Raw genomic sequence first — 15,658 nt, 5'->3', positions numbered from 1 at the left:
CGCGCCGACGCCCCGCCGAGGCATCCCCGCCGTCGTCCGGACCCGCCGTCTCCGACTCGATCTCGGCCCGGCGCCGCTCCAACCGTTCGCCCCACCCGCTCAGCCCGGCGCCGACCCGGCCGAGCCACCCAGGAACCCGCGACATCATCCGCCTTCTTCCCCCGTCGCCTCTGCTGGTCACCGCTCCTCCCGGAGGCCGTCATTCCTCTCGGTGGCCTCGACCGTACATGGCCGAAGCCCCCCACCAAAGGACGGTGGAGGGCTGCGGAAGGTTGAGCGGAAGGCGGTCAGCCCTCTACGGCCTCATGGCCTAGTACCAATGGTTGGCCTGCCAAAACGTCCAGGCCTCGCACGGGCTGCCGTAGCGCGAGTCCATGTAGTTGAGGCCCCACTTGATCTGCGTGGCCGGGTTGGTCCGCCAGTCGGAACCGGCGGAGGAGTACTTGCCGGCGGGCAGCGCCTGGAAGAGACCGTAGGCACCCGAGGACGGGTTGACGGCCTGGTAGTTCCAGGTGGACTCGTGGTTCACGATGTTGCTGAAGCACGTCCACTGGTCGCTGGCCACGACCGCCTTCGCCATCGCCTGGATCTCGGCGACGGTGTACGAGCTCTGCGTGGGGATGTCACCGAGCGAGCCGGCGGCCTCGGACTTCGACTCGGCCTCGGCCTGCGCCGCTTCCTTCGCCTTGCGCTCCTGCTCGGCCTTCTCCGCGGCCTTCTGCTTGTCGATCGCGTCCCGGGCCGCCTTCTTACGGGCGGTCTCCTCGGCTCCCTTGCGGGCGCTCGCGTCGGCGGCGATGGCCTGGGCGTCGGCTTGAGCAGTCAGGGACGCGGTCTGCACCTGGGCCTGTTGGCCCACGGGAATGTCGGCGAGCAACGTGGTGTCGTTCGCGACGGCCTCGGCGTCGTCAATGGTCGTCTGGGCGGTGCTGCCAGAGGCAACTCCGACGACACTGCCGACTGCGGTGACCGCGGTGGCCGAAGCCACTGCGAATCCCCGGACCGAAATCCGGCTCACACGGTTTCCTTCCAGCATCGCCCGCCTCGGTGACCCTGGCGGACGCAATCGTGCCCCTGACGCTGGCCTCCCAACTGCGGGGTCACGGAGGCGCGGGCCCGGTGGGCAACTCCCTTGCGAGGAGTGCCACGAGATGCTCGGGCGGCATACGACGACGCTGTGGAGTTGACGTGGTGTTGCTGTTGTTCCGTACCGCTGGGGGTACAGGTGTGTCGTATGCGGGGTCTGACAGGAATGAGACTCTGCCGTAACCCGACACCGTGAGGCAATCCAGTGGTGAGTGTGAAAGCTCACATCTCGTTTGACGCAGGAGATGCAAGGAAACCCCCACGCGCCGAGGCGCCGCCCGGCTAGGCTCATCGCCTTTGCCGGACGGCGCCCGTGGGATCCAAGGGATCGGTGGCCGACCGAAGTTGACCAAACCGGTTGAGAACGGCCGAGACCGTTCGAGACCGGCCGGGTCCTGTCAGATCTGTCCGTCCTCCAGCATTTCGGTCACCAGGGCCGCGATCTGGGATCGTTCGGACCTCGTCAACGTGACGTGGGCGAAGAGCGGATGGCCCTTCAGCTTCTCGACCACGGCGACGACACCGTCGTAGCGACCGACGCGCAGATTGTCGCGCTGGGCCACGTCATGGGTCAGAACGACGCGGGAATTCGCGCCGATCCGGGACAGAACGGTCAGCAGGACGTTCCGCTCCAGCGACTGTGCCTCGTCCACGATCACGAACGCGTCGTGCAGGGAACGGCCGCGGATGTGCGTGAGCGGCAGGACCTCCAGCATCCCGCGTGCGGTGATCTCCTCGATGACCTCCCGGCTGGTGACCGCGGAGAGCGTGTCGAAGACCGCCTGCGCCCAGGGGCTCATCTTCTCGGACTCGGAGCCGGGCAGATAGCCGAGCTCCTGCCCGCCCACCGCGTACAGCGGCCGGAAGACCATCACCTTCTGGTGCTGACGTCGTTCGAGGACGGCCTCCAGGCCCGCGCACAGCGCGAGCGCGGACTTGCCGGTGCCGGCCCGACCGCCCATGGACAGGATGCCCACGTCCTGGTCGAGCAGCAGATCCAGCGCGATGCGCTGCTCGGCGCTGCGGCCCTTGATGCCGAACGCCTCCCGGTCGCCCCGCACGAGCCGGATGTTGCCGTCGGGCGTCACCCGGCCCAGTGCCTTGCCGCGCTCCGACTGGATCGTCAGGCCGGTGTGCACGGGCAGCGTGCTCGCCTCCGGAACATAAATCGTCCCTTCCTCGAAGAGGATGTCGACCTGTTCGCCCGACAGGGTCAGCTCGGACATCCCGGTCCACCCGGAGGCGCCCGTGATGGCCAGTTCCGCCCGGTACTCCTCGGCGAGGAGGCCCACGGACGACGCCTTGATCCTGAGCGGGAGGTCCTTCGACACCACAGTGACGTCGAAGCCCTCCGCCTGCAGGTTGCGGGCGACCGCGAGGATGCGGGAGTCGTTGTCCCCCAGGCGGTAGCCGCTCGGAAGCACGCTGGGATCCGAGTGATTGAGCTCGACCCTCACGGTCCCGCCGAGTTCCCCGATCGGAATGGGGGCGTCGAGGCGGCCGTGCCGGACCCGGAACTCGTCGAGCAGGCGCAGGGCCTGCCGGGCGAAGTAGCCGAGTTCGGGATGGTGCCTCTTGGCCTCCAGCTCCGTCACCACGACGATCGGCAGCACGACTTCGTGCTCGTCGAAGCGGCTCAAAGCATTCGGGTCGGCCAGCAGGACGCTGGTGTCGAGGACGTAGGTGCGCCGGTCTGGCATACGGCGCTTTGTGCTGGTCACCACGGAAGGACGTACCCCCTCGGATGAGGTCGGGGAGCGACGGGTTCGAACTGGGCCGGTCGTCGGCACCGTTGCACGGGCCGGTGACCGGCCCTCCGCTGCTTCGTCCGTGCTGTGACCGCACGATCGGGCTGGTGCAAAGGGCCTCCCGGGCGGACGGCCCCGAGCCGCCCGCTGAGATCCGACACCCGTGGTTCGGGTGTCGACCTGACTGCCTTATGCCCTCGAACATGCGCCGCCATGCCAAGCGGTACGACGGCGTCCCGGTGAACTCCTCGTTACTTCCGTCCCGATGGGGGTGATGCGCACCTCACCGGCGATGCGGAGTTTCAGCCTCCGAAACGGCGGCCGCGCACCGCGTAGTCACGCAGGGCGCGCAGGAAGTCCACCTTGCGGAAGGCCGGCCAGAAGACGTCGCAGAAGTAGTACTCGGAGTGCGCCGTCTGCCAGAGCATGAATCCGGACAGCCGCTGCTCGCCGCTCGTACGGATCACCAGATCCGGGTCGGGCTGGTCGACGGTGTAGAGATGCCGGCCGATCATGTCGATGTCGACGGACTCGGCGAGTTCCTCCATCGAGGTGCCCTTGTCCTGCGCCTCAAGCAGCATCGAGCGCACCGCGTCGGCGATCTCCTGGCGTCCGCCGTACCCGATGGCGACGTTGACCAGTATTCCGTCGATGTCCGAGGTGGCTTCCTCGGCCTCCTTGAGCGCGCTCTGCATCCCGGATGACAGGAGGTCCAGCGCCCCGACGTGGTGCACACGCCAGCGGCCGTCGGCGGCGAGGGAGCGGACGGTGTCCTCGATGATTCCGAGGAGCGGGACGAGCTCCTCCTTCGGGCGGCCGAAGTTGTCGGTGGAGAGCAGCCAGAGTGTGACGACCTTGACGTCCGTCTCGGTGCACCAGCCGAGGAATTCCTCGATCTTGTGGGCGCCGGCCTGGTGGCCCTGCATCGTGGTGGAGCCGGCCGCCTTCGCCCAGCGTCGACTGCCGTCCACGATCACGCCGATGTGCTCGGGCACCTGGGCGTGATCGAGGTGACCCTCGACCCTGCGTGCGTAGACCTTGACCAACAGGCCGCGCAGTGTGTCGCGCAGGTTCACGTGTTCCAGCCCCTCCGGTGCGGTGGCAGTCCCCTTGGTTGGCAGAGCCTACCGGGGGTGGAGGCCAACTCCGCCAAGAGGTGTGCGGGGTCGGGGTGGGCCCGGGGCCTGGCGGGCGGTCCCCCGGAGGGCCGACTTCCGGGCAGAAAAAACGGGCCGGTCCGTGGGGGGGAGACGGACCGGCCCGAGGGGGGGTTTCCACCATAACCCTTCGTGAGTGATGCTGCGTGCATCGGCGTGCCACAACTACTCTCCGTATCTGGACGACAGCGTGGCGGTGAGTGCGGAAGCGTTCATTCAGGGTGTGAACGAGGGGTGATCATGGCCGAATTCCGGCGGATTCGAAGGCGGGAAGGCGGAATCCGGGATGGAATGCGGGGTTTGCGCGCGGTTGTGTGGCTTCCGGGGAGAAGCGGCCCCGCGTCCCCGTACGGGTGAAGCGCGGGCGGAACGCGCGCTTGACGTCGGTGGCGGGGTGCACGGCTTCGCGCAGCCCCCTCCACCGCGCGATGCCGTGTCGCGCAACTTTGCTCACGCGAATTACCTTGGTCCGAACCTACGCGAGTAGACCCGGGGAAGCCAAGCCGTCGGCGATAACGATGTGGACACCGGCATGGAGGACAGGATCCGACCTGTATCGGCCCTAGCGTCGACCCATGACGTCGACGAGCGTGAGCGTGAGGGGTGCCAGGGCCATGGCGACCGTGCAGCCCGTGAAGGCCGGGCCGGTCACCTGGGAGCAGGCCAGTGCACGGCGGGCGGAGCGGCAGTTCCTGGGGGCTCCGGCACCGGCCGGTACGCCGGTCGCCGAGGTGGCGAGCACCATGCTGGGCGCCCACGCACAGGTGCTCTCGGCGGCCGAGCTGTCGGTGGGCCTGCGCACCGAGGGGACGACACGGGCCGAGGTACGGGCCGCGCTGTGGGAGGACCGGACGCTGGTGAAGACGTACGGGCCGCGCGGCACCGTGCACCTGCTGCCCACCGCCGAGCTGCCCTTCTGGACGGCCGCGCTGACCGCGATCCCGTCCGGGGCGAGCCCGTTCGCCCCGGACGTACGGCTCACCGACGAGCAGGCCGAGGAGGTCGTGGCCGCCATCGGCGCCGCCCTCGACGGGACCACACTGACCCTCGACGAGCTGAGCGAGGAGATCGTCGCGCGCACCGGACCGTGGGCCGGGGATCTCGTCATGCCCGCCTTCCAGGACCTGTGGCCCCGCTGGCGTCAGGTGATGCACCGCGCGGGCCAGTCCGGCGCCCTGTGCTTCGCCCCCGACCGCGCACGCAGGGCGACCTACACCCGGCCACCGCACTTCGAGCCCCTGGCCTCGGCGGAAGAAGGGCTGACAACGCTCGTACGGCACTATCTGCGCGCCTACGGCCCCGCCTGCCCGCGCCACTTCGCCAAGTGGGCGGCGGCCCCCGGAGCCTGGTCCGACCGGCTCTTCGCCTCGCTGGCCTCCTCCGGCGAGATCGAGCGGGTCGACTTCGAGGGCGAGCCGGCCTGGGTGGCGGCGGGCGACACCGACTTCCCCGAGGACTCCGCCCGCGTCCTGCGGGGCGTACGGCTGCTGCCCTACTTCGACGCGTACGGCGTCGCCGCGCAGCCTCGCGAGCGGCTGTTCCCCGGGGCGGCGTACGACCGGGCCCTCGCGCGCGGACAGGCGGGCAACCATCCCCTGCTCCTGGTCGACGGCGTGGTCGCGGGCGTCTGGCACCAGCGGCGCCGGGGACGGCGTACGACGGTCACGGTGGAGCCGCTCGGACGGCTGACCGCACGGCAGGAGCGGGAGCTGGCAGAGCGGGTGGAGCGGGTCGGTGAAGTGCTCCAGGCGCGGGCCGAGTTGGCGATCGGAAAGGTCACGGTCGGCCCGCACGCATGAGTGTGCGCCTCACGGTGTGTGCCTCACACGGCTGCCGGCTTGCGGGCCTCGAAGAGGTGTCGGGCGCTGTGCGCGACGAAGGAGCCCTCGGTCTCGATCCGCTCGTGCAGGGAGCGGAGCCGGGGGAGATACGCCTCGACGGTGAAGCCGGGCACCATCCACACGACCTTCTTCAGGAAGTGCACGACCGCGCCGATGTCGTGGAACTCCATCCGCAGCCGCTCGGCCCGCAGGTCCACGATCTCCAGCCCGGCCGCCTCCGCGTCGGCGCGCTCGCCGTCCGGGTGGCGGCCGCGGCGGGTCTCCTTCGGCAACGGTCCCGTGAAGTGCTCGACCAGCTCGAAGACACTGCTCGGCCCCACATGCTGCGCGAAGTACGTGCCGCCGGGCCGGAGCACCCGGACGATCTCCGTCCAGTGCGCGCGCACCGGATGCCTGCTGGTGACCAGGTCGAACGCCCCGTCCGCGAACGGCAGCGGCGCGTCCTCGGCACTGGCCACCACCACCGCGCCCCGCGGGTGCAGCAGCGCGGTGGCCTTGGCGACGTTCGGCGGCCACCCTTCAGTGGCCACGGTCACGGCCGGAAGGCGCGGAGCGGAGCCGAGCACCTCCCCACCCCCGGTCTGGATGTCCAGCGCCGCGGAGGCCCGCCCCAGCCGCTCACCCATCGCCCGCGCATACCCCCACGACGGCCGGGCCTCCGTGGCCCGCCCCTCGAACCACGAGAAGTCCCACCCCGCGGTGGGCACGGCATCGGCTTCGGCGACGAGGTCTTCGAAGGTGGGGGGCGCGAGAGAGGTCATGGGGACAGATTCTCCGCAGTGGGAGAAGAGGCTGCGACTGATTTTCCGGGCACCGCGAGCGTGGGGCGAAGCCCCTTGGTCTTTCGGGGGCGCGGGGAACTGCGCGACCAGCCACATCCGACCCGCAGCCGCCCGACACCCCCACCCCCCGAGCTCTCAGGCGATTCCAGGCCACCCTCACAGGGACCTGTTCGGGGACCTACTCGGAGAGAATCGCCTCCGCGTCCAACGTGACCCCGACCGCTTGAACCACCGACGCGATCCGAAACGCCTCCTGCACGGTCTCCCGCCCGACCCCCGCCTTGCGGAGCGCCTGCTCATGCGAGTCAAGGCACGCCCCGCACGCGTTGATCGCGGACACGGCGAGCGCCCACAACTCGTAGTCGACCCTGTCCACCCCCGGACCGCCGATCACCTTCGTCCGCAGCCCGGTCCGCAACTCGCCGTACGCGTGGTCGGACAGCAGGTGCCGCGTACGGAAGAAGACGTTGCTCAACGCCATCGCCGCGGCCGCCGACTTCGCCGCGGTGTACGCCGCGGGCGACAGCCGGGCCCTGGCCTCCGGCGCCAGCTCGCGCAGCACGACCGCCGAGCGTGAGGCGATCGCCGTGGCCAGCACGGTGCCCCACAACTGCTGCGCGGAGAGTGCGGAGTCGCCGAGGACGGAATCCAGATTCCGGCGGAGGTCCTTGGCGTAGTCCGGAATCGCGGACATCAAGGTGTCGAGCGACATGGCGTCCTCACTCCCGGGCGAGCAGCTGACGGGGTCCAGTGTGGCTGTGCCGCGGGACCGCCGCGGCACCGGCCTACTCCGTGCGGAGCCCCTCCGGTCGCATCAGCCGCACCAGCGGCGGCATGCTCAGCATCGTGACCAGGACGACGATGCCCGCGCCGATGCCCGTCATCGACAGCACGCTCGGCCAGTCCACGGCCACCGGGAAGCCCGTCATCTTCAGCAGGACCGCCCCCAGGGTCAGTCCGACCGTCGACGCGAGGACGAGGCCCAGCGTGATCGGGATCGCCGTCTGCCACAGCACGGACAGGCCGAGCGTACGGCGCCGGGTGCCGAAGGCGACCAGCGCCGACAGCAGCTTCCTGCGTTCGCGGAGCTGCTCCAGCTGGGAGACGAGGAGGCTTGCGCCGATGAGGACGAGCACGGCGGACGCGCCGACCAGCAGACCGGTGCGGATGTCCGCGAACTGGTCCACCCGCCTGGTCGACTCCCACTCCCAGGTCCTGATGAGCGGATCGACCGCCACGGCGGCGTTGCGCACCTCGTCGAGCGCGTCCGGAATCCGGGGATCGGTCCGCACGTAGACGCTGCTGGAGAACCCGGCCTCCGCCTTGGCGGGCAGAGCGCCCGGAGTGGCCAGCAGCCCCTCCGGCCCGAACCGCAGCGGGTCGGTGCGTTCGGCCACCTTCGTCAACTTGTCCGGCAGCTTCCAGGCGAGCTCGGCGCCCGGCTCCTCTCCGCTGTAGGACGCGCCGAAGTACACCGTGTTCCCGGCGGTGGCGAGCTTCGTCACGGCCGGGTCCCTCGGGTCCTCCAGTACGAAGACGTCGCCGTCGCGGCACGAGGAGATCTCGGCGAGTTCCCGCAGCGCGGCGCAGTCACCGACGGTCACCGACGCCCACTCCTCGGGGTCCTTGGCGGTGGCGGAGGCCTCCGAGCTGGACAGCACCGCGGTGGCCTTCGCGCCCTTGACCCGCTTCAGCTCTTTGCCGGCGACGCTCACCGGGAGGTCGTCCGGCAGGGTCAGCTCCATCTGGGCCCGCGTGGGGTCCTGCCCGGTCGTCTCGGTGAACCTGTTCTCGACTCCGGCGAACAGCATCTGCAGGGCGATCGCGCCGGCCACCGCCACCGCGATGCCGTTGACCATGCGGGCCGCCGAACCACTGCTCAACTGGAGCCTGCGGACGGCAAGCTGCCAGGAGACGGCGCCGGAGCCCAGCCGGGCGACGAACGCCTCGACGACCCACGGCAGCAGCGCGGTGATGCCGACGAGCAGCAGGACGACACCGCCGGTCACCATGTACTCGTTGAACTCCCCGTTCTCCGACCCCTGGCCGACCATCGGGTAGAGCAGGGCGAGACCGCCGAGGGGCAGCAGCAGCCGCCACCAGAGCCTGCGGCGCGCGGGCTTGGCCGTGCGGACCACGCCGAGCGGTTCGATGACGACGCCGCGCAGCGCGAACAGGGTGACGAGGACGGCGGCCGCCGGCACCGCGAGCGCCACCAGCAGGGCGAGGCCGGGGGAGGGGTCGAGGTAGCTCGGGAACACACTGACGTCGAGCACCTCGACCGAACCGACGACCTCCCGGCCGAGCAGGAAGAACCCGGTGCCGAGGATCAGCCCCAGCACGGCGCCCGCGAGGGCCTCGCCCGCCGCGATCCGGCGTGTCATCCGCCCGTCGGAGCCGACCAGCCGCAGTGCCGCCAGCCTCCGGTCGCGCCGCTCGCCGCCGAACCGTACGGCCGTGGCGATGAAGACGGCGACCGGCATCAGCAGCACCACGAAGACGACCAGAGTGAGCAGCAGCAGGATCGGGTCCATCTCCTCCTGCGGCTGCTCGGTCGAACCGAATCGGTCGATCCGTGCCACCACGGAGCCGTCGAGCCGTTTGGCGAGTCCGTCGGCGCCGGCGTAGTAGGCGAGTTCCCCCGGGCCGATCAGCCCGGTCTCGCCGATGGTGCCCACCGTCTTGTACGGCAGCCGGCCGCGCAGCAGTTCCCCGGCGTCCGACTTCAGCAGTTCGGCGAGGGCGGGGGAGACGACCATCTCGCCCGGCGCGGGGAACTTCCCCAGCCCCGGCGGCGGCGGCGCGTCCACGCCCTCGGGTTCGAGGAGCTTCCCCCTTATCTCCTGGTGCCGGTACTCGGTGTCGGTGTCGGCGACGAGCAGGCTCCTGTCGGTCGGCTTCGACCTGGTGTTGTCCTCCAGGTAGCCGATGCCCCGGTCCTGCCGGGCGTCCTCCCGGTCCCCCCGCGTCGCCAAGGCGTTCGGTATGGCCGCGGTGAGCAGCAGCAGCGCGACCCCGAGACCGACGCCGACGGCGGTGAGCAGGGCGCGCACCCAGCCCTCACGGCCCCCGGTGAAGGTGAACCGGACCCCCATCGCCAGGTCCCGGTACCACTGGCGGACCACGGCGGAGCTCATACGACGCGCTCCATGTCCCGCGACTTCCCGTCCCGTACGACGATCTCGCGGTCGGAGTACGCGGCCACCCGCGCCTCGTGCGTGACCAGGACGACGGCGGCGTTGCTGGACCGGGCGGCCTCGGTGAGCAACTCCATCACCCGCTCGCCGTTGAGCGAGTCGAGCGCGCCGGTGGGCTCGTCCGCGAACAGCACCCGCGGACCGGTGACCAGCGCCCGGGCCACGGCGACCCGCTGACCCTGACCGCCGGAGACCTCACCGGGACGCTTGCGCGCGAGGTCGTCGACCTCCAGGCGCTCCATCCAGGCCAGGGCGGTCCGCTCGGACTCCTTGCGGGAGCCGCCGTTCAGCCGCAGCGGCAGCGCCACGTTCTCCACACAGGTCAGCTCCGGCACGAGCTGGCCGAACTGGAAGACGAACCCGAACTCGCTGCGCCTCAGCGCGCTGCGCTGGGCGTCGTTCATGGTGGCCATCTCGCGACCGTTGTACGTGATCGAGCCCGAGTCGGGCGGCACGATCCCGGCGAGGCAGTGCAGCAGCGTCGACTTGCCGGAGCCGGAGGGGCCCATCACCGCGACGACCTCGCCGGGGTGGATGGAGAACTCGGCGCCGTCCAGGGCGTTGGTCGGCCCGTACGCCTTGCGCAGGTCGGTCGCGACGAGCAGGGAGCCTGCGGGGGTCATCACCGGGCCACCGCCTCGGCCAGCTTGCCCAGTCGGGCGGCGGTCAGCTCCAGCCATCGCAGATCGGCCTCCAGATGGAACAGGGCGTGGTCGCAGATCAGCTGATCGGCCAGGTCGCCCTTGCGCTTGCGGTCGGTGAGGATGCGCATCATGCGCAGGTGCTCGGAACGCTGGGTGTCGAGGATGTCGGCCGCGTTCCGGCCGGTGAGCAGAGCGAGGACGACCTTCGTGTAGAGGGTCGACTGCAGATACGGCTCGGGCTTCTCGGGCGTCGCGAGCCACCGCTGGACATCCGTGATGCCCGCCTCCGTGATGGCGTACCGCTTGCGCTCGGGCCCGCCGCCGGGCTCGATGCCGTCGACCTCGACGAGGCCGTGCTTCAGCAGCCGCGACATCGTCGAGTAGACCTGGCCGTAGTGCAACGGCCGGTCGTGACCGAACTTCTCGTCGAAGGCCCGCTTCAGGTCGTAACCGTGTCGGGGCCCGGACTCCAGGAGTCCCAGGAGAGTGTGACCGATGGACATGAGCACGACTGTACACACGGGGTATACACCGCACGTATACCTGCCGTGTATAGGTCGCCGCCGGGTGTGGAGGGGGCGCAGGTCAGAGCCGATTGTCACGGTTCTGTCACTGAGGTCGGTGGGTGCGGGGCGGAGACTCATGGGCCGGGTGGGGCAACCATCGGCCCTGTTGGAACGTCCGTTCCGTTGGGATGAGTTCTATGGGCACGCGTGTCGCGTGCGCATTGTCACGCCGCCACAGGGCGGACCGACTCCCTCTTGTCATAGTCCTCGGTGTTAGTTTGCTGAGCTGACATGACCTGAGTGACGTATGAGACCGAGCAGAAGTCGGAGCGGACCGGAGCCATGGGACGAGCGGAAGAAAGACGAGCGCGGCAGCGCGGCGGTCGCCGCGCGGCGCCCCAGCGCTCGTCCGGGAGCGAAGCAGGCGCGACGACGACCGTCATAGGCGCGCCCGAGGGCGGCGGCCGGGCGGCGGCAAGGGCGGCGGCCAAGGGCGGCGGCAAGAAGCAGCAGAAGAGCTTCCTGCGCCGCCTCTTCACGTGGAAGAAGATCCTCGGCACGTTCTTCGGCGTCTGCCTGCTCGCCATGGGTGCCTTCGTCGTGCTGTACATGACGATCGCGATTCCCGCAGGGAACCCCGAGGCGACGCAGGAAAGCAACGTCTACAAGTTTTCCGACGGCAAGACCGTCCTCGCCCGCACCGGCAGCAAGAACCGCGAGATCGTCGAACTCAAGGACGTCCCCAAGGACGTTCAGCTGGCCTTCGTCGCCGCCGAGAACAAGACCTTCTACGACGACCCCGGCGTCGACTTCAAGGGCATGGCGCGCGGTGTGATCAACACCCTGTCCGGCAAGGGCAAGCAGGGCGGCTCGACGATCACCCAGCAGTACGTCAAGAACTACTACCTGACGTCCGACCAGACGGTGACCCGCAAACTCAACGAACTGGTCATCTCCCTGAAGCTGGAGCGCGAGAAGACCAAGGACTACATCCTCGCGGGCTACATCAACACCAGCTACTACGGCCGCGGCGCCTGGGGCATCCAGGCCGCCGCTCAGGCGTACTACCGCAAGGACGCCGACAAACTCACCGTCCCGGAGGGCGCGTACCTCGCCGCGCTGCTCCAGGCACCCAGCCAGTACGACCTGGCCACCGCCACCCCCACGGGCCGGAAGCTGGTCACGAACCGCTGGAACTACGTGCTGGACAACATGGTCGAGATGCAGAAACTGACCAAGCTGACCGCCTCGGAGAGGGAGGGCATGAAGCTCCCCAAGCCGAAGGCGCCCCAGGCCGCTCCCGACATGGCGGGCCAGAACGGCTACCTGGTCGACGCCGCCAACAACCAGCTGGCCAGAACGCTCGTGGCCAACAACAAGGCGGACAACTTCGAGGACGCCAAGACGAAGATCGACGCGGGCGGCTGGACCATCACGCTGAACATCAACCCGAAGAAGCAGGCCGCGCTGGAGAAGGCCGTCAAGCAACGGCTCACCAGCAAGCTCGACACGAAGAAGCGCAAGGTCGACAAGTACATCCAGGCCGGCGCGGTCTCCGTCGACCCGAAGACCGGCAAGGTCGTCGCCATGTACGGCGGCGTCGACTACGTGAAGCACTTCACGAACAACGCCATGCGCCGGGACTACCAGCCCGCCTCCACCTTCAAGCCGGTGATCCTCGCCGCGGCCATCGACGAGGCGGCCGAGACGCAGGACGGCGACCCGATCACCGCCAGCACGGTCTACGACGGTGACAGCCGGCACAAGGTCATGGACAACGGCACGGCGGTCGGCTTCAACCCGCCGAACGAGGACAACGTGGACTACGGCGATGTCACCGTGCAGACGGCCATGAACAAGTCCATCAACTCCGTCTTCGCGCAGATGGGCGTCGACGTGGGCATGGAGAAGGTCATGGAGGTCGCCGGGAAGCTCGGCATGGACACCGAGGACATGCAGGCGGTCCCCGCCCAGACCCTGGGCTCCATGGGCGCGAGCCCGCTGGAGATGGCCGGTATCTACGCCACCCTCGACAACCACGGCAAGAAGGTCACCCCGACCATCATCGCCTCGGCCACGCGCCGGGACGAGCCGGTCGAGTTCCCCGAGCCGATCGGCGAGCGGGTCATCACGGAGGAGGCCGCCGACACGGTCACCTCGGTCCTCACCGGTGTGGTCGACGACGGTACGGCCAAGACGTCCGTCCGCGACAACCCCTCCCGCAACGGCCAGCAGGTCGCCGGCAAGACGGGTACCTCCGACGAGAACCGTTCCGCCTGGTTCACCGGCTACACGCCGAACCTCGTGACCTCCGTCGGCCTCTTCGGCGAGGACATGAGCAAGAACGGCAAGCACGTCTCGATGTACAACGCCGTCGGTGTCCCCCGGGTCAACGGCGGTGGCTTCCCCGCCCAGATCTGGGCCACCTACACCTTCGGTGTCATGGGCGAGCCCACCAAGTTCAAACTGGAGACCAAGCAGGGCGCCGCCGTCGCGCCCACCGATACACCGACCCCCTCGGACACCCCGAGCCAGACCCCGTCCGAGACCCCCACCACCGAGGAACCGACGACCGAGGCCCCGACGACCCCGGAGGAGACCCCGGAGACCACCCCGGAGACAACACCGGAGGAGACTCCGGAGACGACCCCGGAGGAGACTCCGTCGGACGACGGCGGCATCGAGTTCCCGACGGATCCCAACGATCCACAGGTGGACGACTAGCGCACGACAGCGCAAGACGGAGGGGGCGCCCGGTGATCACCGGGCGCCCCCTCCGTCTTTGTCTTTGCTTCCAAGGGGCGCGGGGAACTGCGCGACCAGCCACAGATCACCCGCAGTCGGCTGTCACGCCTGGTTGAGCTCGAACCAGACGACCTTCCCCGCACTCAACCGAGTAGCCCCCCACCGCTTCGCCAGCCGATTGACCAGGTAGAGCCCACGGCCCCCCTCGTCCGTCGCCCGAGCCTGCCGAAGCCGAGGCAACTGCGGTACGTCATCGGTCACCTCGCACCGCAGCACATCGGTCCGCAACAGCCGCAGGGTGACCGGCCGAGTCGCATACCGCACCGCGTTGGTGACGACCTCGCTGATGAGCAGTTCGACGGAGTCGGTCAACTCCTCAAGCCCCCAGCGGGACAACGCGTGCCGAGCCAGCCGACGCGCCCGCCCCGGAGCCATCTCCTCCGGCTCCAGGAACCAGTACGCGACATCGCTGGGAGCGATCCCATCGAACCGCGCGGCAAGCAGCGCGATGTCGTCGTCCCGGTCCCCCGGGCCGAGCATGTCGAGCACCTCGTCGCACAGCGCTTCCAGCGGCGGCGGATGATCCGGCCCGGTCAACTGCGCGGTCGCGGCCAGCTTCTCCCGCAACTGCTCTATCCCGGTCCACACGTCCCGGAGCCGGGACTCCACGAGCCCGTCGGTGTACAGCAACAGCGTGCCACCGGCCGGCGCGTCCAGCTCCACCGCCTCGAAGTCCACGCCGCCCACACCGATCGGCGCACCCGGCGGCACCCGCAGCACCTCGGCTCGCCCGCCCAGATGCAGCAGCACCGGCGGCGGATGCCCGGCGTTGGCGATGGTGATCCGGTGCGAGACCGGGTCGTACACGGCGTAGAGACAGGTCGCCATGCGATCCGTACCGAGCCGCTGAGCCTGCTCGTCGAGGTGGTGCAGCACCTCCTGCGGCGGAAGGTCCAGCCCCGCCAGCGTCTGCGCGGTCGTCCGCAGCTGCCCCATGATCGCGGCAGAGGTCATCGAGTGACCCATCACATCGCCCACCACGAGCGCGACCCGGCTCCCCGGCAGGGGAATCGCGTCGTACCAGTCGCCGCCGACCCGCGCCGTCTCGGCGGCCGGCAGATACCGGTGCGCGAGGCGTACGCCGGTGCAGCGCGGCAGCGCCTCCGGCAGCATCGTGCGCTGCAGCTCGTCGGCGATGTACGCCTCGCGGCCGTACAGCACCGCCTTGTCGATGCCGAGCGCGCTGTGCGTGGCGAGCTGGGCGGCGACCAGCAGGTCGTCCTGCTCGAACGCCTCCCGCTCCGGGCGGCGCAGGAAGACGGCCGCGCCGATCACCCGGCGCCGGCCGCGCAGGGGGGCGAGGATCGCCCGCTGGCCGGTCGGTACGGTCAGTTCGGCGTCAGGGCCGAGCAGTTCGGGCAGCGCGTCGTGCGCGGCGGGCGCGTCCGCGAAGACCGGCCGCACGCCCCGCAGTACCTCGGCGAGCGCCCCGCCGGGCCGTACCTCGCACTGCTCGGCGGTGACGACGGCCAGATCGACGGGCTGCTCCGGCTGGAGCGACGAGGGCATGAAGCCGCCCTCGGTGTCCCGCTCCTCGGGGATCCGGTCGGTGCGGCGCAACCGCAGCACCATGGGCCCGGTGGGCCGCTCGTCGCCGACCGGCAGCGGCTCGCGCAGGTATACGAGGATCGCGTCCGAGAACGTCGGCACGGTGGCCCGGCACAGACCCATCACGATCTCGTCCAGGTCTATGCCCCGGGCGATCCTCCGGGTCGCGGCGCCGACGAACCGCAGCCGGTCGCCGTCCCGCCGCATGGGCATGGGGGCGCCCGGTGCCACTCCCTGCCCGCTGCGCCGCTCCAGAGCCCCGACGGTCCCGCCGGAGCGTTCCGGCTCACCGCCGGGCTGGGCCGGGATGGTCTCCGGCGCGGGCCGCGGGCGGTGCGGGGGAT

11 protein-coding genes and 1 pseudogene are annotated in these 15,658 nt (G+C 69.9%); 2 read left to right on the top strand and 10 right to left on the bottom strand.

What is annotated here, in order from left to right; translation table 11 throughout:
• The 4 genes and pseudogenes from AWZ10_RS50040 to AWZ10_RS08825 form a co-directional block, all read right to left on the bottom strand.
• A pseudogene (locus tag AWZ10_RS50040) lies at positions 1 to 145 on the bottom strand (AI-2E family transporter); the annotation flags it as partial.
• A 165-nt stretch (positions 146 to 310) separates the two neighbouring features.
• Positions 311 to 1,036 (bottom strand): aggregation-promoting factor C-terminal-like domain-containing protein, encoded by a 726-nt coding sequence (locus AWZ10_RS08835; protein ID WP_063776377.1) that lies wholly within the window; start codon positions 1,034 to 1,036, stop codon positions 311 to 313.
• Positions 1,037 to 1,484: 448 nt separating this feature from the next.
• A complete protein-coding gene (locus AWZ10_RS08830) occupies positions 1,485 to 2,810 on the bottom strand; it encodes an RNA 5'-3' helicase PhoH2 (RefSeq protein WP_046707506.1) in 1,326 nt (441 codons plus the stop codon).
• 326 nt (positions 2,811 to 3,136) lie between these two features.
• Positions 3,137 to 3,910: an isoprenyl transferase gene (locus AWZ10_RS08825; RefSeq protein ID WP_060890806.1), complete on the bottom strand. Its 774-nt coding sequence runs from the start codon at positions 3,908 to 3,910 to the stop codon at positions 3,137 to 3,139.
• 695 nt (positions 3,911 to 4,605) lie between these two features.
• On the opposite strand from AWZ10_RS08825, the gene AWZ10_RS08820 reads away from it, so the two are divergent.
• On the top strand, positions 4,606 to 5,790 hold the full coding sequence (locus AWZ10_RS08820; RefSeq protein ID WP_046707504.1) for a winged helix DNA-binding domain-containing protein: 1,185 nt from the start codon (positions 4,606 to 4,608) through the stop codon (positions 5,788 to 5,790).
• A 23-nt stretch (positions 5,791 to 5,813) separates the two neighbouring features.
• On the opposite strand, the gene AWZ10_RS08815 is transcribed toward AWZ10_RS08820, so the two are convergent.
• From AWZ10_RS08815 to AWZ10_RS08795, 5 genes are all read right to left on the bottom strand, one after another.
• Positions 5,814 to 6,593: a class I SAM-dependent methyltransferase gene (locus tag AWZ10_RS08815; RefSeq protein WP_060890805.1), complete on the bottom strand. Its 780-nt coding sequence runs from the start codon at positions 6,591 to 6,593 to the stop codon at positions 5,814 to 5,816.
• Between the two features lie 199 nt (positions 6,594 to 6,792).
• On the bottom strand, positions 6,793 to 7,326 hold the full coding sequence (gene ahpD, locus AWZ10_RS08810) for an alkylhydroperoxidase, AhpD family (RefSeq protein WP_046707502.1): 534 nt from the start codon (positions 7,324 to 7,326) through the stop codon (positions 6,793 to 6,795).
• Between the two features lie 73 nt (positions 7,327 to 7,399).
• Positions 7,400 to 9,751 (bottom strand): ABC transporter permease, encoded by a 2,352-nt coding sequence (locus AWZ10_RS08805; protein WP_046707501.1) that lies wholly within the window; start codon positions 9,749 to 9,751, stop codon positions 7,400 to 7,402.
• Complete coding sequence (locus tag AWZ10_RS08800; protein WP_046707500.1) at positions 9,748 to 10,434, bottom strand: ABC transporter ATP-binding protein; 687 nt, start codon at positions 10,432 to 10,434, stop codon at positions 9,748 to 9,750. Before AWZ10_RS08800 ends, AWZ10_RS08805 begins: the two co-directional genes overlap by 4 nt.
• The gene (locus tag AWZ10_RS08795) at positions 10,434 to 10,958 is read right to left on the bottom strand and encodes a PadR family transcriptional regulator (protein WP_046707515.1); all 525 of its coding nucleotides are present in this window, start codon (positions 10,956 to 10,958) and stop codon (positions 10,434 to 10,436) included. The genes AWZ10_RS08800 and AWZ10_RS08795 overlap by 1 nt, the downstream gene beginning before the upstream one ends.
• A 345-nt stretch (positions 10,959 to 11,303) precedes the next feature.
• Here AWZ10_RS08795 and AWZ10_RS08790 point away from each other — a divergent pair, with 345 nt between their 5' ends.
• Positions 11,304 to 13,685: a transglycosylase domain-containing protein gene (locus tag AWZ10_RS08790; protein WP_173531612.1), complete on the top strand. Its 2,382-nt coding sequence runs from the start codon at positions 11,304 to 11,306 to the stop codon at positions 13,683 to 13,685.
• A gap of 123 nt (positions 13,686 to 13,808) precedes the next feature.
• On the opposite strand, the gene AWZ10_RS08785 is transcribed toward AWZ10_RS08790, so the two are convergent.
• Positions 13,809 to 15,658 (bottom strand): ATP-binding SpoIIE family protein phosphatase (locus AWZ10_RS08785; protein WP_060890804.1); only part of this gene is annotated, 1,850 nt, incomplete at its 5' end.

This window comes from Streptomyces europaeiscabiei, from assembly GCF_001550375.1.
Lineage (GTDB): Bacteria > Actinomycetota > Actinomycetes > Streptomycetales > Streptomycetaceae > Streptomyces > Streptomyces europaeiscabiei.
This window is presented reverse-complemented; position numbering and strand designations above follow the sequence as displayed.

Excerpts from the sequence above, each read along its gene's own strand:
- AWZ10_RS08805 (WP_046707501.1), bottom strand. The coding sequence starts at position 9,751 with ATGAGCTCCGCCGTGGTCCGCCAGTGGTACCGGGACCTGGCGATGGGG.
- AWZ10_RS08815 (WP_060890805.1), bottom strand. The coding sequence starts at position 6,593 with ATGACCTCTCTCGCGCCCCCCACCTTCGAAGACCTCGTCGCCGAAGCC.
- AWZ10_RS08795 (WP_046707515.1), bottom strand. The coding sequence starts at position 10,958 with ATGTCCATCGGTCACACTCTCCTGGGACTCCTGGAGTCCGGGCCCCGA.
- AWZ10_RS08835 (WP_063776377.1), bottom strand. The coding sequence starts at position 1,036 with ATGCTGGAAGGAAACCGTGTGAGCCGGATTTCGGTCCGGGGATTCGCA.
- AWZ10_RS08820 (WP_046707504.1), top strand. The coding sequence starts at position 4,606 with ATGGCGACCGTGCAGCCCGTGAAGGCCGGGCCGGTCACCTGGGAGCAG.
- ahpD (WP_046707502.1), bottom strand. The coding sequence starts at position 7,326 with ATGTCGCTCGACACCTTGATGTCCGCGATTCCGGACTACGCCAAGGAC.
- AWZ10_RS08790 (WP_173531612.1), top strand. The coding sequence starts at position 11,304 with ATGGGACGAGCGGAAGAAAGACGAGCGCGGCAGCGCGGCGGTCGCCGC.
- AWZ10_RS08800 (WP_046707500.1), bottom strand. The coding sequence starts at position 10,434 with ATGACCCCCGCAGGCTCCCTGCTCGTCGCGACCGACCTGCGCAAGGCG.